Source organism: Flavobacterium saccharophilum (assembly GCF_900142735.1).
GTDB classification, from domain to species: Bacteria; Bacteroidota; Bacteroidia; order Flavobacteriales; family Flavobacteriaceae; genus Flavobacterium; species Flavobacterium saccharophilum.
On the sequence record NZ_FRBY01000008.1, the window covers coordinates 1 to 21,882 of the forward strand.

22 protein-coding genes and 1 other RNA gene are annotated in these 21,882 nt (G+C 33.1%); 13 read left to right on the forward strand and 10 right to left on the reverse strand.

The genetic code is table 11. From position 1 onward, the window contains the following. Window positions 1-1,713: PKD domain-containing protein (locus tag BUA98_RS21775; RefSeq protein WP_139257042.1), on the reverse strand; the 1,713-nt coding region annotated here is incomplete at its 3' end. A 1,007-nt stretch (window positions 1,714-2,720) separates the two neighbouring features. Between BUA98_RS21775 and BUA98_RS21785 the strand changes: the two genes are divergently transcribed. From BUA98_RS21785 to BUA98_RS21810, 6 genes are all read left to right on the forward strand, one after another. Beyond that, window positions 2,721-3,206, forward strand: coding sequence for a SixA phosphatase family protein (locus BUA98_RS21785; protein WP_072976070.1), 486 nt, complete (start codon window positions 2,721-2,723; stop codon window positions 3,204-3,206). A 5-nt stretch (window positions 3,207-3,211) separates the two neighbouring features. Continuing rightward, window positions 3,212-5,293, forward strand: a complete 2,082-nt coding sequence (ppk1, locus tag BUA98_RS21790) for a polyphosphate kinase 1 (protein WP_072976072.1) — start codon at window positions 3,212-3,214, stop codon at window positions 5,291-5,293. Window positions 5,294-5,328: 35 nt separating this feature from the next. Continuing rightward, a complete protein-coding gene (locus BUA98_RS21795; RefSeq protein WP_072976074.1) occupies window positions 5,329-6,219 on the forward strand; it encodes a Ppx/GppA phosphatase family protein in 891 nt (296 codons plus the stop codon). 154 nt (window positions 6,220-6,373) lie between these two features. Continuing rightward, the gene (locus tag BUA98_RS21800; RefSeq protein WP_072976075.1) at window positions 6,374-6,955 is read left to right on the forward strand and encodes a TMEM175 family protein; all 582 of its coding nucleotides are present in this window, start codon (window positions 6,374-6,376) and stop codon (window positions 6,953-6,955) included. Between the two features lie 3 nt (window positions 6,956-6,958). Beyond that, window positions 6,959-7,519, forward strand: a complete 561-nt coding sequence (locus tag BUA98_RS21805; protein ID WP_072976077.1) for a Crp/Fnr family transcriptional regulator — start codon at window positions 6,959-6,961, stop codon at window positions 7,517-7,519. A 57-nt stretch (window positions 7,520-7,576) separates the two neighbouring features. Next, window positions 7,577-8,155: an NAD(P)H-dependent oxidoreductase gene (locus tag BUA98_RS21810; RefSeq protein WP_072976168.1), complete on the forward strand. Its 579-nt coding sequence runs from the start codon at window positions 7,577-7,579 to the stop codon at window positions 8,153-8,155. A 20-nt stretch (window positions 8,156-8,175) separates the two neighbouring features. On the opposite strand, the gene BUA98_RS21815 is transcribed toward BUA98_RS21810, so the two are convergent. From BUA98_RS21815 to BUA98_RS21825, 3 genes are all read right to left on the reverse strand, one after another. Then, window positions 8,176-8,592, reverse strand: a complete 417-nt coding sequence (locus BUA98_RS21815) for a DNA polymerase III subunit gamma/tau (protein WP_072976079.1) — start codon at window positions 8,590-8,592, stop codon at window positions 8,176-8,178. A gap of 254 nt (window positions 8,593-8,846) precedes the next feature. Beyond that, window positions 8,847-9,932: a DNA polymerase III subunit gamma/tau gene (gene dnaX, locus BUA98_RS21820; protein WP_072976081.1), complete on the reverse strand. Its 1,086-nt coding sequence runs from the start codon at window positions 9,930-9,932 to the stop codon at window positions 8,847-8,849. A 160-nt stretch (window positions 9,933-10,092) separates the two neighbouring features. Beyond that, window positions 10,093-10,326 (reverse strand): hypothetical protein, encoded by a 234-nt coding sequence (locus BUA98_RS21825; protein WP_072976083.1) that lies wholly within the window; start codon window positions 10,324-10,326, stop codon window positions 10,093-10,095. A 321-nt stretch (window positions 10,327-10,647) separates the two neighbouring features. On the opposite strand from BUA98_RS21825, the gene BUA98_RS21830 reads away from it, so the two are divergent. Continuing rightward, window positions 10,648-11,130 carry a BON domain-containing protein gene (locus BUA98_RS21830; RefSeq protein WP_072976085.1) on the forward strand — a complete coding sequence of 161 codons (483 nt, stop codon included), beginning with the start codon at window positions 10,648-10,650 and terminating at the stop codon, window positions 11,128-11,130. Window positions 11,131-11,137: 7 nt separating this feature from the next. Then, window positions 11,138-11,509 carry a LysM peptidoglycan-binding domain-containing protein gene (locus tag BUA98_RS21835; RefSeq protein ID WP_072976087.1) on the forward strand — a complete coding sequence of 124 codons (372 nt, stop codon included), beginning with the start codon at window positions 11,138-11,140 and terminating at the stop codon, window positions 11,507-11,509. A gap of 326 nt (window positions 11,510-11,835) precedes the next feature. Here the strand turns inward: BUA98_RS21835 and BUA98_RS21840 are convergent, their stop codons facing one another. Beyond that, window positions 11,836-12,129: an SH3 domain-containing protein gene (locus tag BUA98_RS21840; RefSeq protein WP_072976089.1), complete on the reverse strand. Its 294-nt coding sequence runs from the start codon at window positions 12,127-12,129 to the stop codon at window positions 11,836-11,838. Between the two features lie 123 nt (window positions 12,130-12,252). Here BUA98_RS21840 and rnpB point away from each other — a divergent pair. The 3 genes from rnpB (at window position 12,253) to BUA98_RS21855 (ending at window position 14,877) form a co-directional block, all read left to right on the forward strand. Continuing rightward, window positions 12,253-12,568, forward strand: an RNA gene (gene rnpB / locus BUA98_RS21845) — RNase P RNA component class A. 30 nt (window positions 12,569-12,598) lie between these two features. Further along, the gene (locus BUA98_RS21850; protein WP_072976090.1) at window positions 12,599-13,849 is read left to right on the forward strand and encodes a cation:dicarboxylate symporter family transporter; all 1,251 of its coding nucleotides are present in this window, start codon (window positions 12,599-12,601) and stop codon (window positions 13,847-13,849) included. Between the two features lie 113 nt (window positions 13,850-13,962). After that, on the forward strand, window positions 13,963-14,877 hold the full coding sequence (locus BUA98_RS21855) for a ketopantoate reductase family protein (protein ID WP_072976092.1): 915 nt from the start codon (window positions 13,963-13,965) through the stop codon (window positions 14,875-14,877). A 12-nt stretch (window positions 14,878-14,889) separates the two neighbouring features. On the opposite strand, the gene BUA98_RS21860 is transcribed toward BUA98_RS21855, so the two are convergent. Beyond that, window positions 14,890-15,084 (reverse strand): hypothetical protein, encoded by a 195-nt coding sequence (locus BUA98_RS21860; RefSeq protein WP_026984339.1) that lies wholly within the window; start codon window positions 15,082-15,084, stop codon window positions 14,890-14,892. Between the two features lie 225 nt (window positions 15,085-15,309). Between BUA98_RS21860 and BUA98_RS21865 the strand changes: the two genes are divergently transcribed. Next, window positions 15,310-15,858 carry a DUF3575 domain-containing protein gene (locus BUA98_RS21865; protein ID WP_072976094.1) on the forward strand — a complete coding sequence of 183 codons (549 nt, stop codon included), beginning with the start codon at window positions 15,310-15,312 and terminating at the stop codon, window positions 15,856-15,858. Between the two features lie 31 nt (window positions 15,859-15,889). Here BUA98_RS21865 and BUA98_RS21870 read toward each other — a convergent pair whose 3' ends face one another. Both BUA98_RS21870 and BUA98_RS21875 read right to left on the reverse strand, forming a co-directional pair. Then, a complete protein-coding gene (locus tag BUA98_RS21870) occupies window positions 15,890-16,579 on the reverse strand; it encodes a response regulator transcription factor (protein ID WP_072976096.1) in 690 nt (229 codons plus the stop codon). Window positions 16,580-16,589: 10 nt separating this feature from the next. Beyond that, window positions 16,590-17,948 (reverse strand): sensor histidine kinase, encoded by a 1,359-nt coding sequence (locus BUA98_RS21875; protein ID WP_072976169.1) that lies wholly within the window; start codon window positions 17,946-17,948, stop codon window positions 16,590-16,592. A 297-nt stretch (window positions 17,949-18,245) separates the two neighbouring features. Here BUA98_RS21875 and BUA98_RS21880 point away from each other — a divergent pair, with 297 nt between their 5' ends. Further along, window positions 18,246-20,357 carry an outer membrane beta-barrel family protein gene (locus BUA98_RS21880; protein WP_072976098.1) on the forward strand — a complete coding sequence of 704 codons (2,112 nt, stop codon included), beginning with the start codon at window positions 18,246-18,248 and terminating at the stop codon, window positions 20,355-20,357. A gap of 48 nt (window positions 20,358-20,405) precedes the next feature. On the opposite strand, the gene BUA98_RS21885 is transcribed toward BUA98_RS21880, so the two are convergent. After that, window positions 20,406-21,011, reverse strand: coding sequence for an RsmD family RNA methyltransferase (locus tag BUA98_RS21885; protein ID WP_072976100.1), 606 nt, complete (start codon window positions 21,009-21,011; stop codon window positions 20,406-20,408). Then, window positions 21,008-21,829, reverse strand: a complete 822-nt coding sequence (locus tag BUA98_RS21890; RefSeq protein ID WP_072976101.1) for a DUF3822 family protein — start codon at window positions 21,827-21,829, stop codon at window positions 21,008-21,010. The genes BUA98_RS21885 and BUA98_RS21890 overlap by 4 nt, the downstream gene beginning before the upstream one ends. Between the last annotated feature and the right edge of the window lie 53 nt (window positions 21,830-21,882).

Sequence of the window (21,882 nt, forward strand, 5' to 3'; positions counted from 1 at the left end):
GGTATAAGTACCGGCATTTCCACAGCCTGAAGAAGCTGTAAACGAACCGCTTACTTTGATGATATTGCTTACATCGGTATCACATAAATCGGCTGCAATCGGTAGTGCAGTTTGTGCATTGGCCAATCCCTGAGTATCACTACATTCCAAAGTTACATTAAGGGCAGTTGCAGCAGTTGTCCATTTTGGAGCTGTAGTATCTTCAATAGTGATGATCTGAGTAAAGACATCAGAGGTATTTCCGCAGTCATCTTTGGAAACCCAGGTATTGGTATAAGTTCCGGCATTCACACATAATAAAGAAGGGACAAATGCGCCACTTGTTTTTGTATATGTTACTGAAGAGCATGTATCAGTGGCTTGAGGTGCCTGATTTTGAGCTGTTGTCAAATCTGCAGAGTTGCTACATTCCAGAGTGACGTCTAGCGAAGTGGCTAATGTTGTCCAGGTTGGTGCTGTATTGTCTGTAACAGTGATAGTTTGACTTACCGGAAGGGATTCGTTATTACACGCGTCTTTTGCGGTCCACGTTCTTGTAAGAGAATAGGTTCCAACACAAGATCCGGGAGTATTTAAGTCAACATAAGTTAAAGAAGCTACAGTACCACTATTATCGGTAGCAGTAGCTTGAGCAAATATTGGTGTGTCAGGACAATTAATGGAAGAGGGAGCTGGCAAAGGATCAATTATTGGCTTGATTAAATCACCGCTACTTATCGTTACAGAGAGTTGTTTGGTACAATTGTTTGCATCTGTAACTGTAACTGTATAAGTTCCTGGCGCTACATTAGTCAAATCTTTAGAGGTAGCACCTGTATTCCATAAGTAAGTATAAGAAGGAGTTCCACCTGCAGGAGTTAATATTATAGTTGAGGTTCCTCCACTACAACCTACATTGGTATGAGATTCACTTAACGTCAACTCTGCAGGCTCAATTATAGGAAGTGTATAAAAGTTTGATATACCTTGAGAATCGGTTACTGTTAGTCTTGCTGTATTATTTGAAGTTGTATACGTATAGGTTGGGTTAGGGCTGGTTGAATCTGCCGGCCCACCATCATTTTTAAAATCCCATGCATATGTATATGGTGTTTTACCTCCATTGGTTGTGGAGTTGAAGACAACAGTTGTGTTAGTGCCCACTTTACACGCCTTATAGGTAAATTGAACAGCTAAAGGCTTAGATATTGTAAATGAATTTGTGAAATCACATTGTGAGTTTGTAAAACTGCCACAATTATAATTTGGTCCAGGGTCATTGTTACTGTTCGTTTTCCAGGCTATTATAGTATTGCTAAGACTTAGCTCCTGACCACAAACCCAATTAAATGGTCCATATATTAACTTTTTATTACTTCCCGGCATAATATCTCCCAATAAAACATTTAAAAAAGTGGTAACTCCATTTATAGTTAAATCAGAGTTTAACCTTGTGAAGTGAATACTGGAATTTGAATTTGAAGAATAATTAAGATAGATGTATACGGGCTGTACCTGTCCAATGGTACAAGTCGTATTAGTAATTGGAGTTCCATTTACATCAGAAAGACTTAAGTAAACATCCGTCAAAGTGTAATTGTTGGATGTACAGGCAAAGCCGCATGTTCTCAAATCTACTTGTGAAAACGAATTATGGACATTAAATATTAAAAGTAACGCTATAAAAACGCCTTTAATATTGATATTTTTTAAAGAAGAAGTAATGTTTTTCATAATCTCTAATTTTTAAAACTTTAATACTTTTATTATGAGACTTATATATTTTTTTAATCAGTTTTGTTTTGATTAAAAATTATCGATCGGCAATAACAAGGAACTGATATTTGAAGAGGCTTTCCTGTTTCGTTTGGGAGTGTATTTCTTTTAATACTTTATAAATGAAATAGATTAAGTAGTAATAGAATTGTTGGATTTATATTGAAAAGCAATACTAAATTCCGTTATAGTACTTTTAAAAGAATCTGTAAAAGGCCTAATAAGTGCAATGTTTGGAATATTTGAATTGCAGTAGACATCTAGAGAAGAAATTTTATTACTTCTGTGGGTATCGATCTTTAGAATTAGATCGAGAGAGTTGGCTCGTTCAAATGAAATAAGTATAATGAAACAGAACAGTGCAGAAAAAATGTTTTTTTGGAAGATGTTTTTTCTGAACGAAAAAATAAACTTACAATTGTTGACAAATTTTAAGGCTTTTATTAGAGTAGTTTTAGTTCTCATAACTTGGGTTTTTATTTTTTGGTATTTGTTCATTTTTAACATAATCAAAGTTATATAGAGTGTTTTATTTTGATTTTTTTTGTCTGTAACTAACCTAAAAACTCGTTGAAATGTATTTTTTTTGTTAAATAATGATCAAAAAAACATTTTTTTATGCCATTTCTAACAAATAAAAAATTGCCGTTTTTTTACTTTTTCCAGTTAAAAAGCAATTTTTGATCGATTATAAATAATTGATAATCAGATATTTAGTTAAAAATTTATTAATTTGAATAAATCGACTAAGTGAATGGTTTAATAGATGAAGTACACTTTTTTTTAAAATTGAACATTTTTATTTTTTGATTTTCTTCATTCCGGCCTCTTCTTTTTTCTTGTTAAAATTTTGAGCTAAATGTTAACAGAAATAAAAAAGTGAGAACTATTAAAATTTCTTTTGTAAATTAGAACTTCAATAAATCAGAACTTCTTTTTTTGATGTTTCTAAATAACTTCAGCCTATGAAAAATTTAATCTTAATACGTCATGCTAAATCAAGTTGGGAAGCACCTTTAAAAGACTTTGACAGACCTTTAATGAAAAGAGGGATTTTAGATGCGCATGATGTATCGGCCAATATTTCAAAATTTCTTCCAAAAACATATATAATATGGAGTAGCACTGCGGCACGCGCCTCAGAGACTGCTTTAATTTTTGCCCAAAATATTTCATACCCTATCGAGAGTATCGTTTATAAAGACGATCTTTATACTTTTGATGAAAGACAGCTCGAAAAGGTTATTAAATCATGTGATAATAGTTTCGAAAGCGTTATTCTTTTTGGACATAACGAGGCTATTACAAATTTTGTTAATAAATTTGGGGATGTTTTTATCGAAAACGTCCCGACTTCAGGTTTTGTATCATTACAATTCGACAGTGAAAGCTGGGATAACATCAATAAAGGCAAAACCCATAAAACAATTTTCCCCAAAGATTTAAAATAAATAAAGTGTACGAACAGAAATATATCGATAGAGAAAAAAGTTGGTTAGCGTTTAATGCAAGAGTGCTTCAGGAAGCAGCAGATAACACAGTACCACTTTTAGACAGGTTGCGTTTTGTTGGAATTTTTTCGAACAATTTAGATGAGTTTTTTAGAGTTCGTTATGCCGCAATCCGTAGACTAAGCCTTTCAGGAATTTCTGGCGAAAAATATTTAGGAGGCGTTTCTGCCCATCAGTTAGTAAAAGATATTACAGAAATAGTTATTCAGCAGCAATCTGAAAGTCTTCGTATTTTAGGTAATATCGAAGCTGAATTGGAAGCTGAAAACATATTCATCATTAATGAAGATCAAATTACGCACGATCAGGAAAGATTTCTGAAAGATTTTTTTATTCAAAAATTGAGTCCCGAACTGGTAACGATCATCCTGAATGATTTAGCTGAATTCCCTATTCTTAAGGATACTTTAGGATATTTGGCTGTTCGTCTGGAAATGAATCAAAATGATGAAGTTCGTTATGCGGTTATTGAAATCCCAAAAACAATAAACAGATTTGTGGTTCTGCCATCGCATGATGATAAACATTATGTTATTTTGATTGATGATGTGATTCGATATAATCTGAAGAATATTTTCAATATTTTCGATTATAAGAGTGTTTCGGCACACATGATTAAAATTACACGTGATGCACAGTTGGATATCGATAGTGATTTGAGTAAAAGTATGCTCGAGAAAATTGCTTCTTCGGTAAAAGACAGAAGAATAGGTGAACCCGTTCGTTTTATTTATGATAATTTAATTGAAGAAGACACTTTGCGTTTCTTTTTGGATAAAATGAAAATTGTCGAGACAGATAGTATTATTCCGGGAGGAAGATATCATAATCGTCGTGATTACATGAACTTTCCCAATTTAGGACGATACGATTTGCTTTATAAACCAAATGAACCATTACCAATTCCGGGATTGAGTTTAGGAGGAAGTATATTGGAGAAAATCAATAAAAAAGATTATTTATTGCATGCCCCATATCAGTCATTCTCTTATCTGACGAAGTTTTTACGTGAGGCTGCTTTAGATCCTAAAGTAACCAGTATAAAGATTACTTTATACCGATTGGCCAAAAACTCACAAATTATCAGTTCTTTGATTAATGCAGCCAAAAATGGTAAAAAAGTAACAGTTCAAATTGAATTGCAGGCTCGTTTCGATGAAGCAACGAATATTTCGTATGCTGAACAAATGCAGACAGAAGGAATTAATCTTATTTTCGGAATTAAAGGATTAAAAGTACACAGCAAAATATGTGTTATTGAAAGAGTTGAAGACGGAAAAACAAGGCGCTACGGATTTATTTCAACCGGAAATTTCAACGAATCTACGGCTAAAATTTATACTGATGTTACGCTTTTTACCTGTCATCAGGGAATTTTGAAAGACATATCTAAAATATTTGAATTCTTTGATATCAATTATAGAGTACACCGATACAAACATTTGATTGTATCACCACATTATACCCGAACCAAATTTATAAAACTGATTGACCGTGAAATTTTGCACGCGCTTGCCGGCAGAAAAACGCATATAAAGCTTAAAATGAATAGTTTGTCTGATTTTAAAATGATCGATAAATTATACGAAGCCAGTAATGCCGGAGTGAAAATTCAGTTACAGGTTAGAGGAATTTGCTCTTTGATTCCGGGAATTCCAGGAATGAGTGAGAACATCGAGGCCATAAGTATTGTAGATAATTATCTGGAACATTCAAGAGTTTATATTTTTGGAAACGCCGGTTTAACCGAAGTTTATATTTCATCTGCCGATTTTATGACCCGAAACCTGGACGGAAGGGTAGAAGTTACTTGTCCGATTTATGATCTTGAAATTAAAAAAGAACTTATTGATAATTTTAATATTGCATGGAAAGGGAATGTTAAAGTGAGATATCATTCCTATAAATTAGATAATAAATACAAGCCTAGAAATCATCATGCCCCATTTAGAGCTCAGCTTGAAACCTATAAATATTACCAAAATAAAATTGCGGTATTAGAGCAGATTCCTCAGAAAATAAATTAATAAAAACCAAAATCAATTTCAAATCATAAGTGAGCATGATTAATATAAAGAAGTTTGCAGCAATAGATATCGGATCAAATGCCATGAGGCTGCTGATATCGAATGTTGTAGAACAAGAAGGTAAAGAACCACAATTTAATAAAAGTTCCCTTGTTCGTGTACCAATTCGTTTGGGACAAGATGCCTTTACTGTAGGAGAAATTTCAGAAGAAAATATAGATCGAATGGTGGATGCGATGAAAGCATTCAATCTTTTGATGAAAGTACATAAAGTAGAACGTTATATGGCGTTTGCCACTTCAGCAATGCGTGAAGCGTATAATGCCAAAGAAGTTGTCGCTTTGATTAAGAAAAAAGCCGACATAAAAATCGAAATTATTGATGGAAAAAAAGAAGCTGCTATTATTGCTTCTACAGATTTGCATCATTTATTAAAAACAGACGAAACTTATTTATTTGTAGATGTCGGCGGTGGAAGTACCGAGTTCACGTTATTCTCTGACGGAAAAATGATTAATTCAAGATCGTTTAAAGCCGGAACAGTTCGTTTGCTAAATGATATGGTTTGCGATGTGGTTTGGGATGAAATCGAAAAATGGATTAAAACCAATACGGCAGATTATGAAGAAGTAACGCTGATAGGTTCTGGTGGAAATATCAATAAATTGTTTAAAATGTCTGGAAAACAGCAGGAAAAACCGCTTTCTTACATTTACATCAATTCACAATATGCTTTCTTGAATTCGTTAACATACGAACAAAGAATCGCCGAACTAGGACTAAACTCTGACCGCGCCGACGTAATTATCCACGCAACAAGAATTTATCTTAACGCAATGAAATGGAGTGGAGCACGCCAAATTTACGTTCCAAAAATCGGACTTTCTGATGGTATCGTAAAAGCAATGTACTACGGTAAAATTTAATTCCATAACATAATTTTGTTGCCACGACTCGAGCGATAGCGAACTTGCGAAGCAATTTCACAAATTTACACGAACTTAATATATTCTCCAAGAATAAAAAATTAGTGAAAATTAGTGTAATTTGTGGCAAACCCTTTTTTAAAACTTACATAAAATGAATAAAACCAGACTCGAAGCTTTTAGTGATGGTGTTTTAGCAATCATTATAACCATAATGATTTTAGAAATTAAAGTACCACACGGACATGAATTTGCCGATTTAAAACCGCTCATTCCAAAGTTTCTAAGTTATATTCTGAGTTTTATTTATGTTGGAATTTACTGGAACAATCACCATTATTTACTTCACGGTTTATCTAAGGTAAACGGAAAAATACTCTGGGCCAATTTACATTTACTATTTTGGTTGTCACTAATTCCTGTAGCGACAGGCTGGATGGGTGAACATAATTTTGCAAAAGCAGCAATGGCATTTTATGGCGGTATCTTATTGCTTTGTGCTATAGCATATGTAATTCTTCAAAAAACGGTATTAGATGTCGAAGGAAGAGATTCTGTATTAGCAAAAGCGCTGGCGAAAGATGTAAAAGGGAAAGCTTCAGTAATTTTATATACGGTTGGAATTGTGGCTTCATTTTATAACGAATGGATTTCCGGCGCAGCTTATTTCATTGTTGCAATGTCATGGCTTATTCCGGATAAAAGAATTGAAAGAGTTTTTGCTTCAAAAAATTAATTCATGAAAACTGTTTTTCAGTCGATTCATTCTTTATCAGACAATGAATTAAATAAGCTTGACGATTTAATCACTTTTCGAAATCTAAAAAAAGGAGATTTTTTATTAACTGAAAACCAAGTTAGTAATGAAATTGTTTTTATAAAAAAAGGAATTTTACGTTCGTATTTCTTTAATCATCAAGGTGATGAAGTTACCAATTGTTTTGCTTTCGAAAACGAATTTATGGCGTCATTTTCCAGTTTTATAACCCGTGAATTAGCTCAGGAAAATATTCAGGCTTTGGCCGATACAGAATTACAGATTATCACTCATGAAAATCTGGAAAAACTTTATAAAATAGGAATTCACTGGCAGGAAATCGGTAGAAAATTGACTGAAATGGAATATGTAACGCTTCAAAAAAGAATGATTTCTTTTCAGAAACTATCAGGGAAAGAACGTTATGAAGAGTTGTATAAAAACCATCAAAAATACATTAAGCTGATTCCGCTTCAATATCTTGCGTCTTATTTAGGTATTACACCAAGACATTTAAGCAGAATCCGAAAGGCTGCTTTATAGGACATTTGTCCAGTATCATTTTTCATGCGAATTGTATTTTTGAAAAAAAATGTAAATATGAAAAATATACTGATCATAAACGGACATCCAAATTCGGAAAGTTTCAATTTCGCTATCGCAGATTCTTACCAAAAAGGTGCTATAACTTCTGGCGCACAAGTAGAAACAATTACAATCGCCAATTTAAATTTTAGCCCGAATTTAAAATTTGGTTATCAAAAAAGAACCGAATTAGAACCTGATTTATTAGACTCCTGGGAGAAAATCCAAAAAGCAGATCATTTAGTTTGGATTCATCCTGTTTGGTGGGGCGGACTTCCGGCCATCACAAAAGGATTTATTGATCGTTTGTTTTTACCCGGAATGGCTTTTCAGTATCGTGAAAATTCTGTTTGGTGGGATAAACTTTTAAAAGGAAAAACGGCACACATTATAACAACTTTAGATCAGCCAGGCTGGTATTACAGATTATTTTATGCGAGGCCAAGCGTTAATCAATTAAAGAAATCAACCCTGGAATTCTGCGGTGTAAAACCTGTAAAAGTCAGTTATATTGGGATTATTAAAGGATCCAATGAAGCTCAAAGAGAAAAATGGCTCGATAAAGTATATGATTTCGGACTAAGAAATAAATAACAGTATTACGAACAAAAACATTAAGTATGTAAATCCAATCCAAAAGTTGTACGTAAAAGTTCAATATTTGGGTTGATTTCTAATAAACGATTGTAGCGATCCTGGTCATTAAAACTTCTTTTAGTTTCTATAGCTTCGTTTACAATAATCTCAATTGAAATATCGTGATTGTGCAAATGCCCTCTCAAATGCCCTAAAAGCCCATTTAGCTGACTTTCAAAATCTAATTTAGAACCTTCATTTGGTAATTCAAGAGTAATTTGTGTGCCGTTTAATTTTGGGTCGTTAATCAATAATAGCGATTCCATGATTTTGAAACCTTTTTCACCCAAACGTTGCGCATATTTGTTCCATTGTACCAACATTTCTGTTTCTGTAAAATCTTCAGTAGGTAAAACAGAAGTAGGCTTTACATAAGATCTGTTGCTTTCTTCCATTTCTTTTTTCGCACGAATACTCGCCAGAGAAAAAGCAGAAACTTTTTTCGGTTGATTTTCAGTTGAAGAAGTTTGGTTTTCAACGGAAGGAGAAACAGGGGTTTCAGCTTTTGCAGTTGAAACTATTTCTTCTTTTTGTGGATTTAAAGCTTCAGAAGAATTTTTTGAAGTTTCAGTAGAACTTTCGACATTCGACTTTTGACTTTTAACTTCAACTATAGAATAACCTCCATTTTTAAAATAAGTAGGCGGAATTATGAATTGCTCAACTTTTTTTTTTCTCCATCAAAGTTGATAGAGGCTAATTGCATCAAACATAATTCGACCAAAAGACGTTGGTTTTGACTTAGTTTGTATTTTAAATCGCAATCGTTGGCAATGTCAATTCCTTTTAATAAAAAGTCCTGAGAACATTTTTGAGCCTGAACACCATACATTTGTTGTGCTTGCTCGCCAACTTCAAGTAAACTCAAAGTTGCAGGCGTTTTGCTTACCAATAAATCTCTAAAGTGCGAAGCCAGACCAGCAATAAAATGATGTCCGTCAAAACCTTTTGCCAGAATATCATTGTAAGCCAGTAAAAGATCCGGAATCTTATTTTCTAAAAGTAAATCGGTAATGCTGATGTAAGTTTCGTAATCTAAAACGTTTAGGTTTTCAGTTACGGCCTGACGCGTTAAATTAGTTCCGCAATAGGAAACTACACGGTCAAAAATAGATAAAGCGTCACGCATGGCACCATCTGCTTTTTGGGCGATAATGTGCAAAGCATCGTCTTCAAAATTGATTCCCTGACTTGTTGCAACTTCTGCCAAATGTTCTTTAGCATCTTTTACCGTAATTCTTTTGAAATCAAATATCTGGCAACGAGATAAAATCGTTGGAATAATCTTGTGTTTCTCTGTTGTTGCTAAAATGAAAATAGCATGTTTTGGCGGTTCTTCTAATGTTTTCAAAAAAGCATTAAAAGCTGCCGAAGACAACATATGAACCTCGTCAATAATATAGACTTTGTATTGCCCGGTTTGTGGCGGGATTCGAACCTGATCAATAAGGTTACGAATATCATCAACCGAGTTATTTGAAGCCGCATCTAACTCAAAAACGTTAAAAGCAAAATCTTCATTTGGATCATCATATCCTGGCTGATTTATTTTACGGGCCAAAATACGTGCACAGGTCGTTTTTCCAACACCACGTGGTCCTGTGAATAAAAGGGCAGAAGCAAGATGGTTGCTATCAATAGCATTCAACAAAGTGTTGGTAATGGCTTTCTGACCTACAACATCCTTAAAGGTCTGTGGGCGATATTTACGAGCCGATACTACAAATTGTTCCATATTCTATTTTATTCGATAGCAAATATAGGGTATAATTTAATGATTTGAAAATTTAAAAAATGAAAGATTTTAAGTGTTTTGAATATCAGAAAGTAAGGTCTTGTTATTTAAAATTTAAATTAAAAAATAACAATATTACTCTTGTCAAATGGATTTCAAATTACTTAGATGCGTCTTTTTTTTCTTTAAAATTATTCTTTCTAAGATTCATTCCGTAAGTATAATTTGTAGAAAGAATTACATCATTGCAGTCAAAATGTTTTATGACCCCATTTTCTTGCAAGGCGACAACCCAACAAGTATTCTGATGCATTCCGTAATCAATAAGAAAAATAGCCTGACCGGTTCCGAGCGGTGTTTCGACTAATATAGAAGGTTTTAATTGATGTATCATAATTTCTAATTTTCGTAAAAGTACATTTACTTAGAAACAAGGAAGTTATATGATTATTGGAATGCTTTACAGAATTCCTTTTTCGAAAAATACGGACACCAAATGTTCGCCCCTGATTATTTAGACTAATATTTTAGTTTACAGTCTCAGTCATAGTTTTCAGTCTTGATATTTGATATCACGGACTTAAAACTGTGACTCTATACAGCTACTGTAAACTAAAAAAAACTGGAAATAATATAAATTTGATAACATAATTGTGTAAAATGTTGATTTTTAATTTTTTAACTTTAAAAGTTACTAAACTAAAAAAATATCATTATGAAAATTAAATCAATTTTATTAGGAATGAGCTTTGCTTTTCTGTTGGTCGCCTGTGGTCCTAAAGACGCAGATATTGAAAAGGAAATAGATGCAAAAATTAGTGGCCTGCCGGGAGTTGATGTCACGGTTGTAAAAGGTGTTGCTACGATTTCGGGTACTTGTCAGGATGATAGCGTTAAACAAAATGCAGAAAGTATTGTAAAAGGAGTTAAAGGCGTTAGATCGGTGGTGAATAACTGCGAGATTATAGCTCCGGAACCTGTAGCGGCCGAACCTGCTCCGGTTGAAATTAATCCGGATACTGTTTTAACAACTTCGGTTAATGAGGTGGTGAAAGCTTATAATGGTGTTAGTGCAACTGTTGCTAATGGTGTCGTAACACTTACAGGAGAAATTAAACGCAGCCAATTAGCACCATTAATTCAGAGTGTGCAGGAATTGAAACCTAAAAAAGTAGAAAACAAATTAACTATTAAATAATGATGTTATGAGTTTACAAGAGAAATACAAAGAGTTAACAGACTTGGCTTCTTCTTTGGGTGTAGCAAATTTACAAGTTAGAGAACAGGATAATGTATTGTATATTGATGGTACGGCAAAATCTGCAGCTGATAAAGAGAAACTTTGGGATAGTTACGGAACATTAGATCCTGATTACAGATCGGCTGATGTGGTGATGAATATTGAAGTTACCGAAGGAACAACTACTGAATATACAGTTAAAAGTGGCGATTCTTTGTCAAAAATAGGAAAAGATCATGGTGTTTCATGGCAGGATATTTTTGAAGCCAATAAAGATATTATTAAAAATCCAGACCTGATTCAGCCGGGTTGGAAATTGAAGATACCAACTTCGTAATTTAGTTGCGAAGTGTTTTGAAAGTCTGTCATTTTATGATGGACTTTTTTTGTTTTAACCGCTTTACTTAACCGCAAAGAGCGCAAGGGCTTTACGCGAAGTTCGCTAAGTATTTTATTCTCATTTTTGTCATTTCGAGGAACGAGAAATCACATTACGGATTTACAGTTCGTACGCTCTGAATGTGATTTCTCGTTCCTCGAAATGACAAGATTATTAACTTCTTTTGAAACTGAGTGCCCTAGCCCTGATGGGAGGGAAAATCCTTTTGTGGTGGGGTTCACCACAAAAGATTTGGAAGGACAGCAGGATTAGCTCCTGAAAAATCACCTACCCTTTATACTCAAATCAAATAAAAATTTTGCGGTTTCCTGATCGGAATCGGCGGAGAAACCTGCTACATAAACGCCCTTTTTGCCCGAATTCGATTTAATTCCGTATACAACTGCCTCATCGCCTGGATCTGAATCCCCTTCGTATCGATACACATGTACAATTTCAAATTTTTCAGGATTTTTTTTAATCATTTCAGAGTTTCGATTAAAATCGCATGTAAATCCTTTTTCATGAAGTTGGTCCAAAGCTTTTGAAACAGTTGCGTAGTGATACATTCTTGTCATGATAATTGATTTAAAAATTAAGGATTTTAAAGGTAACCAATTTAAAATTAAATTATTATGAAAAATTTATAAAAATCGGAAATTTAAATGGCTGATTCTTCGTTGATAAATCGCTACTTTTGCACCGCAGACCGCCTTATCGTCGCTCAATTCGTTGGGGGGAGGAAAGTCCGGACACCACAGAGAAGCATAGCGGGTAACACCCGTCGGCGTTAGAAATGGCGCAAGGACAAGTGCAACAGAAAGTATGTACAGGTAATGCTGTAGTGAAACCAGGTAAACTCTATGCGGTGAAATACCAAGTATATCAGCATTTAAGGGCTTCTCGTCCGTTGTTGAAGGGTAGGTAGCTTGAGTCCAGTAGTAATGCTGGATCTAGATAAATGATAAGGCCCTGATTTATCAGGGACAGAATCCGGCTTATAGGTCTGCATTTTTTATATATTTGTGAAAGCGCTAAATCAAATTCATGAATATCCCTACTCCAAACTCTTCTCCGAAAACTAAGAAAAGCACTTTTCATGCTGTAATTACCAATCTTACTTTTTGGGTTCTAATTGCCATTATTGCTGGTGTTTTGCTCGGACATTTTTCGCCCGAAAATGGTGTAAAAATGGAAATTGTCGGAAAAACATTTGTCGATATTATCAAACTATTTATAGGTCCGATTATATTCCTGACGATTGTTTTGGGAATTTCCGGAATGGGAAATCTGAAAAAAGTAGGCAGAATTGGTGTAAAAGCTTTGTTTTATTTTGAAGTGGTTTCGACGATTTCATTAGCAATTGGGGTTGGCGTTGCTTATTTCTTTCAGCCCGGTAAAATTGACAAATCAGGTTTGGCTTTGCAGGATGCAAGCAAATACACGAATCATGCTGCGGAGAATTTTTCGTGGCTGCAGTTTTTCCTTTCTAATTTTACATTACAGGTTTTGTTGGCTGCAATTGTTTGCGGAATCGCCTTGAATTTTTATCAAAAGAGAGAACAGACTATTTTGGTTTTAGAACGTTTCTCGAATGTAGTTTTCCTCGGATTGAAATATGTAATGTACTTGGCTCCAATTGGTGCTTTTGGAGGAATGGCTTATACCATTGGAAAATTCGGGTTGCAAACTTTGATTCCACTAGGAAAATTAATGCTTTGCGTTTATTTGACGATGGCTTTATTTGTCTTCATGATTTTGGGAACTATTCTAAGATATTATAAAATCAATATCCTTTCGATTCTAAAATACATCAAAGAAGAACTTTTATTGGTTTTGGGAACATCTTCTTCTGAAGCGGCTTTACCAAGCATAATGGTAAAACTGGAACAAATGGGCTGCAGTAAATCGGTAGTAGGTTTGGTGATTCCGACCGGCTATTCTTTTAATTTGGACGGAACTTCAATTTACTTGTCAATGTCGGTGATATTCCTTGCTCAATTATATGATGTGCATTTGAGTTTTGCTGAGATTTTGAGCGTAATTGGGATCTTGATGATTACTTCGAAAGGTGCGGCAGGCGTAACCGGAAGCGGATTTATTGTTTTGGCTTCGACCTTGACAGCCATTCATAAAATTCCGGTTGAAGGTTTGGCTTTTTTACTGGGCGTTGATAAATTTATGAGTGAAGCAAGAGCAATTACAAACATAATTGGAAATACAGTTGCCACAATTGTAATTTCGAAAACAGAGCATGATTTTACGGAATTGAATTTGGAACCTGTTATTGAGGAGTAGTTTTGGCACACGGATGAAACGGATTTAAACGGATTTGTACTGTTTTTTGTTTTGTTTTTTTATTATCGCAGCTAGTTGGAATTTGGAATTTAAGAATTGGAATTTTAAATATTATGATAAGAATTGGAATTTTAGGACTTGGTGGAGTAGGAGGATATTTCGGTGGACTTTTGGCGAAAGCGTATTATAATTCAACTGAAGTTGAAGTTGTCTTTATTGCCAGAGGCGCAACAAAAGAAGCCATCGCGGAGAACGGATTGAAAATTATCAACGACGATTCTGAAGTGATAGCGTATCCAAAATTGGTTTCGAATAATCCAGATGAAATTGGTGTTTTAGATTATTTAATTTGTGCTACCAAAACCTATGATATTGAAGAAAGTTTGCTTTCGTTGCAAAAATGCATCACTCCAAAAACTGTAATTCTTCCTTTATACAATGGTGTTGATGCGCCAGAACGTATCCAGAAAATATTTCCTGAAAATGATATTTTACAAGGCTGTGTTTATATTGTTTCGATGATTGCCTCACCGGGAACAATTCGCAGGTTAGGATTTTATGAAAAACTGTTTTTTGGTTCAAAAACCACTTCAATTGATAAATTAGAAGAACTGCAAAACATCCTTCAAAAAGCGAAGATTGAAAGTTATTTGGTAGATAATATTGAAGAAACGGTTTGGGAGAAATTTATTTTTATTTCGGCTTTGGCTTCAGCGACTTCTTACCTAAATCAGAATATTGGTGAAATTCAAAAGAAAAAGAAATCTATGAAGGTTTATGTAGAATTACTTCATGAAATTGAATCAGTTGCCAAAGCAAAAGGATTGCAATTGCCTGATGATATTGTGGGTAAAACTATTATTAAGCTTGAAAAATCGCCTAAAGAAGCGACTTCATCCATGCACAGAGATTTACTGGCAAATCGAAATACAGAAGCAACTTCGTTGACACAATTTGTAGTCAACGAAGGTTTAAAATATGGTGTTACGACTCCTCTTTATGAAAAGATCGCAAATGCATTATTGTAAAATTACAACCGTCTACGATTCGTCTTTTGTAGTTCTAACTAAACTTATTCCGGATGTAAAGAAAACGATTCCAAGGATTCCGTAAATAATTAGCGATTTAATATCTCGCTCTCCTCCTGAAGTATCAGCAAAAATAACTGCTGTGTAAATAAGACCTACAATTCCAAGAATGGTAAGTATTCCTCCAAATAATCTTTTTAGGTTCATGATTTTGATTTTTAATGTTTATCAAATTTACTTTCTAAAAACTTTACGACTGTTATACAATTACTTAGAGAACTTATATGATTTGCAGTAGAAATCATGCGGTATAGAATCGATTGACTTTAGGATAAAGCAGTTACTTAATATACTGTAAGAAAATTTTTTATTTTTTTAATTTGATTATATTGTTTAAATGCTATTTTTGCCACAACTAATTTAAAACCACCAATGAAGAAAAATTACCTATTCGCTATTTTATTTGCCTTTTTATTTAATGCATCTTACGCACAGGATGAAGCAGTTACAGCTGTTCGAAAAAATCAGTTTAAAATCAACATGTTATTTCCTGGATTTGTCTATGAACACGGATTTTCTGAAAAGAACACACTTTATTCTGAAATAGCTTTAGGTCTTGGATATCGATATAATAGTTATCATAACGATGGAAACGTGTATCTCTTTCCGCTTATTAGTGAACAATTTCGTCATTATTATAATTTAGAAAAAAGAGCTGCTAAAGGAAAAAGAACCGCTTTTAATTCTGGAAATTATATTGCTGCAAATGCACTTTATAATTTTAAATCCATCTCAACGAATGATGATTATGGTAATTATGATTCATCATTTACTGTAGCTGCACTTTGGGGATTGCAACGTACCTACAAAGGGAAATTTAATCTGGAATTTAATATTGGACCAGGAGTGAATTTTGACCAATACGATACAGAATTTGTACCGGTTGGAAACTTTACTTTAGGTTGGGTTCTTGGAAAATAAATCTTATTTAAAATAGAAAAACCTTGATGTATCAAGGTTTTTCTATTTTAAATTCTAAGCCAATATTACGAACACTTTCAATTTTGATTTTAGGATCTGAATTAAAATATTTTCTAAGCCTGCTGATAAAAACATCCATACTTCGTCCTGAGAAATAATCGTCTTTTTTCCACACCGACATTAAAATTTGATCTCTCTTTAATAATTGGTTATGGTTTAGATACAAATACTCAATAAGAGAAGCTTCCATTTCTGTGAGTTGCTGAACGTGGTTTTTATTGTTGAGGGTTAATCTTTCATTATCAAAAACATAAGAGCCAATTTCAATTATATTATTTCCTTCCAGACTTCTCTTTTGTTCGATTCTCTTTAGAATATTCTGCAAACGCAAAATTAGTTCGTCGACTTCAAAAGGTTTTATGATATAATCGTCTGCACCTAGTTTTAATCCGATGATTTTATCTTCTTTTAACTTTCTTGCGGTCAGAAAAATAAATGGAATTTCGGGATTGATTGTAATTACTTTTTCGGCCAGTGAAAATCCGTCTATTTTGGGCATCATTACATCAAAAATACAAATATCAAAAGTTTGGGTTTTAAAATAGTCTAAAGCTATTTCTCCATTTTCTGCCCAGATTACTTCGAATTGATGCAATTCTAAATATTGTTTTAAAATGGCTGCAAAATCAAAATCGTCTTCAGCTAAAAGTAGTCTTTTCAAAATAAGGTAATTAAACTTTTAATAAAATAGTAAACTCGGTTCCTTTTCCTAAATCACTCACGACTTTAACAGAACCCTGATGCGCTTTTACAATTTGATCTACATAATAAAGACCTAATCCTAAGCCTTTTGTGTTGTGCAGGTTTCCTTGTTGTACGCGATAAAACTTGTCAAAAAGAAGTGATTGTTTGTTCTTTTCAATTCCTATTCCATCATCTTCAATACTGATCGAAAACTGATTTTCTATGATTCTGGTTTTTATGGTAATCGTTTTTGAACCATATTTTACAGCATTTTCCAAAACATTTAAAAAAGCGGTTGTCAGATGGAATTTATCTAAAACCAAAATGGTTTTCTGAGTTTGAAAATCGGTTTTAAGATTAATTTTCGGAAATGTAATTTTAAAATCATTTACAATGGAAAGCAGAAAATCTTCGGTTTCTATTTTTTCTTTCTGTAATTCAATTTCATTTTCTGCCAATGAATTTGCCATAACTTGATCGATCAGATTTTGTAAACGATTATTCTGACGCGAAATCGTATTGACAATCGCATTAAAATTTTCATCGTTTTCACGAATGTTTTTTTGCTCTAAAATTTTAGTAGAAATCCCTAAAGTTGCCAAAGGCGTTTTGAGTTCGTGTGTGATATTATTGATGAAATCAGTTTTGACATCACTTACTTTTTTCTGTTTGATTAAAGCTTTAATGGCTATTACAAAAAGTGTAATTAGCGTTAAGATAGAAAGTAAGGATAAGATCAGAATGAAAGTCATTCTTCTTAAAATAATCATTTCCCAATCAATGACAGAAACATACATCGAATCTTCTGTCAACAAACTGTAATCCTGATTTTCGAAAGTTCCATTGGTTGTTCCAACATAATTCCGAACCAGAAAGGCATTGTTTAAAGAGGCTAAGTTGCCATATAGCTTATTACTTATAAAAGGTTTTTCACAGAATATGGTATCAGCTTTTTTACTGTTTTTATACAGAATATATTTGTTGAGCACGATGGCAAAATCGATTTTCAGATTTGGTAATTCTCTTTCAAACTTGCGTTGGATTTTCTGCGTTAAAAGAGCACTGAATTCATTTTTAACAATACTGTTTTTAATATCTATTTTAGAATTTTTTCCCTGAAGATAATTCTCTGATAATGATTTGTATAGTGCTTCCTTTTTAGCTACCAGAACCGAATCGATATCACTGTAATTATTAGAAATCTGAGCGATTTCATTTTTGATTTCCGTATGAAACTGCGCCACTTTATAATCATAAGTGGTTTTTACCAAATAGCATTGTACAGTCGACAAAACGATTAACGCGACAACTGAAAATGCTATTAATAAATTGATTCTTTGTTTCATAGTTTTTATGGCTCGCGGATGACGCGGATGACGCGGATTAAACAGATTTATTTTATTTTTCACGCAGATTTAAAAAAGATTTTAGCAGATTAAAAATTGATCTTTTTAAATCTGCTTCAATCTGTATAATCTGCGTGAGATTATCCCACGCTGATCAATAAAATCTGTAGGCAATTTTCTCATCCCAAAAATAAAGCTTTTACAATACAATTTCAGCATTAACCCCGCATTAACCTTCAATTAACTTTCAAAACGCATTTTTAAAGGCATTTTTGCATCAAATCAAATCCTTTTAGAATGAACCTTTATTTGCCCTTTAAACTTTTCCTGATTCTAATTCTTTTCTTTTTTTCGCTCTTTGCAAATGCACAAAACGAAATTCCAAAAGATAGCATTTCAAACAAATTGAATGAAGTTGTAATTACTCAAAATAAAAAGACTTTTACTAACACCAACGGAAATATAAAAGTGGATGTTGCTAATTCTATATACAGCTCAATTCCTAATTCAGTTGATTTGTTAGCCAAATTGCCGACAATTCAAATTAGTTCAGACAAAGAAAGTATTTCGGTTGTAGGTAAAGGAAATCCGCTAATTTATATTGACAATCAAAGAGTTGGGATGAATGATTTAAATGCTTTGGCTGTCGCCGATATTAAAACAATTGAAATCATTCAGAATCCATCTGCTAAATATGAAGCTGAAGGGCGTGTCGTGATTTTGATTACTCGAAAATTTAGTAAAAAAGACAGTTTTAGAACAGAGATTTCAGAAGTGGCTTCGTTTAAGAAAAATTACAATAATTATCTCGGATTTAATTCTAATTTCAAAAAAAATAAAATTGAATGGAAAGCTAATTTCAATTATAATCAGTTGCAACCATGGGAAAGTCACACTATTGCCTACGAGATTCCGCAGGCAAATATTACTTCAAATTATGATGTGGAAGCGTTCACGAAAAGAACCCAGTTTATTTTTGGTGGAGGTTTGTTTTACAAAATAAACGACGAGGATTCTTTTTCATTTAATATAAATAGTAAACTGCAGACGGATACTTTTCCTATTAATACAGTAACAGAAAATAAAAACCAGGAAGTTGTAAATAATGTTGTGACGTATAGTGATAATAATGGTGATAAAAACTTTGTGAACTCTTCTTTAAATTATAATAAAAAGATAAATTCACTCGATGCGCAAATTTTTAGTGGATTACAATACTCTAATTTTGATCAGACTTCGTGGAGTCAGGTTCAAAACAATTTTAATGAAACAGAATTTGAATTAGCTCAGATTCGGGATCAGAGGTTTAAAGTCAATGTTTTTTCAGGCAGAATTGATATTGAAAAGAAGTTTAAAAATGAAATGAAATTTGAAGTAGGCGGACTGTACTCCGCCGCAGATTCAAAATCTGATTTTGATATCTTTTATTATGAAACCAATACAAATGAAGTAAGTCATTATGATTTTAAAGAAGAGAATTTAGCCGGATATAGTCAACTTTCGGGAAAAATTAAGAAAATTGATTTCTCTGTTGGAGTTCGGGTTGAAAATACGAATGTAAACGGAAAGTTTAAAACAGATTTATTGCCATTGATAGATAAAAATTATACTAACTTTTTTCCAAAAGCACAGTTTACATTTCCTATTGACAGCACAAAAAATATTAGTATAAATTATGCGAAAAGCATTTCCAGGCCCAATTATTCGTCATTAAGTCAGGGCGCAACGTATATAAATCCTTATTTTCTTTACGCTCGAAATATCAATTTAGACCCAACTTTTACTAACGAAATTGCATCGACTTTCCAATATCAGGATAAATCGGTGAAGCTGAGTTATTATCAGAATAAAAATCCGGTTTACAGTAGTTTTATTTATGACGAAGATGATAATATAATGACTTTCAAAGAAATAAATTTAGATAAGGAATCAGGTATAAGTCTTGACTTTGAACTTCCATTTACTTATAAATTCTGGACAACGACCAATTCTGTTATTTTTATTTTGGAGAAAATTGAAGATTCGTCTGCGGTTTTTTTGTCTTCAAAACCATACATCTATTATTATTCAAACAACGAATTCAAATTTCCCAAAGATTATACTTTTGTCGTAGGATGGTGGGGTGCTACTAAGCAAAATAAGGGTGTTTTTGAAAGAAGTGCTAATTTTATAATGGATATGTCACTTTCGAAAAAGATCAGGAATTGGAACATTACGCTGAACTTCAATGATATCTTTAGAAATACGATCTATAAAGAGCAATTTACGATCAATGAAGTCAGTTCAAAATCAAGATATTTGGTTGATGCGCACGAAATTTCGATTGCAGTTCGATATTCTTTTGGAAAAATTAAAGAAACGGAATTCAACGAAAAAAGTATCAATGAGAATGAAAATAGAATTAGATAAAAGAAAAAGCCCTTGAATTTCAAGGGCTTTCTTATGCTTTAAAGGAAATTATCCTTCGTCTTCTTCTGTAACTTTTTTTAATGAATCGTCTGGTAATTCCTCGTCATCGTCAGTTGAATTCAATTCGAAGAAACTAAAAAACGAGCCACCGTAACTTTTCTGGAAAGAGAAATTACTTAAATGCTCCATTTTAGTATATTTTGAATGTTCGATAATCATCATGCCGTCTTCATGCAATAAATCTCTTTCGAAAACGGTTAGCACAATTTTTTCAAACGCAGCCTGATCTAACCCGTAAGGCGGATCGGCAAAGATAATATCGTAAGAAGTTTTGCAGTTTTCTAAAAATTTATAAACATCACTTTTGGTTGCGGCGATATCAAAATCATATTCTGATGAAACTTGTTTGATGAATTTTACACAACCAAAATCTCCGTCAACAGAGGTGATTGGTGCACTTCCGCGTGAAGCGAATTCAAAGCTAATATTGCCAGTTCCAGAAAATAAATCTAGAACTTTTAAACTGTCAAAACTAAAATGATTGTTCAAAACATTAAATAATGCTTCTTTACTCATGTCAGTTGTAGGTCTTACAGGAAGGTTTTTTGGCGGAAAAATGCGGCGTCCTTTGTATTTTCCAGAAATGATTCTCATGATTGAAATAAGATATAATGTTTTTGATTTTGTGCAGTAGAAAAGTCATTTTTCTCTTGTAATGTGCTTACATCTAAGAAGGAAACATTACGAATGTATTTATACGCGATGGCATAAAAAGGATCATTTTTTTCTATAGTACCTAACAATTCGAGCGGGAAAATCTCAGGATTTAAATTCGATTGTTCGGCCGTAAAAAGCAAGTAATAGATAAAATCTTCTGGTGTATTGTATTCAAAAGAATTGAATAACAATAATTTTTGATTCTGAACTACAATAATTTCAAAATGCTCCTGATTAAAATTGACGATCATTTTTTTGTCGTCATTGTTTCTTGAAGCATCAAGGATTTTTTCGACTAGAATGCTGTTAACATGTTTGTAATCAAAAGATCCGACGTTATCAATCAGGAAATTATTGATGTTTACATACGGAATGTAAACGGCATTCATTTCGTAATTTGATATAGTATCGAAGGTGAAAAAATCAGTTTCAAAAACTTTTGTGTTGTATTGTAAATAGCTGCCCAGATAATTTTCATCAAAAAGAGCAGTTGGAACAAAAGTGGAAAGATTGTTATTATGAATGACCATTATTTCGTCATACGTATCTTTTAGCTCTGGATACTTTTTGAAAGCATCACTAAATGACTCCTCAATTTTAGTCGGTTTTTGAGTAGTTTCAAATTTAACTTCATTAAATGAAGTTATGGTATTATTTAAAGTATCAAAACAACAAAAAGAGAATCCGGTCAGTGAAACCTGAATAGAAAGTTTTTTATAAAGTTTTGATGTGATATTAGTATTTTGAAATGCCATAATTTGATTTTCAATTCATTACCTGTTATAGTGTCAAGAAAGAATTTAATTCG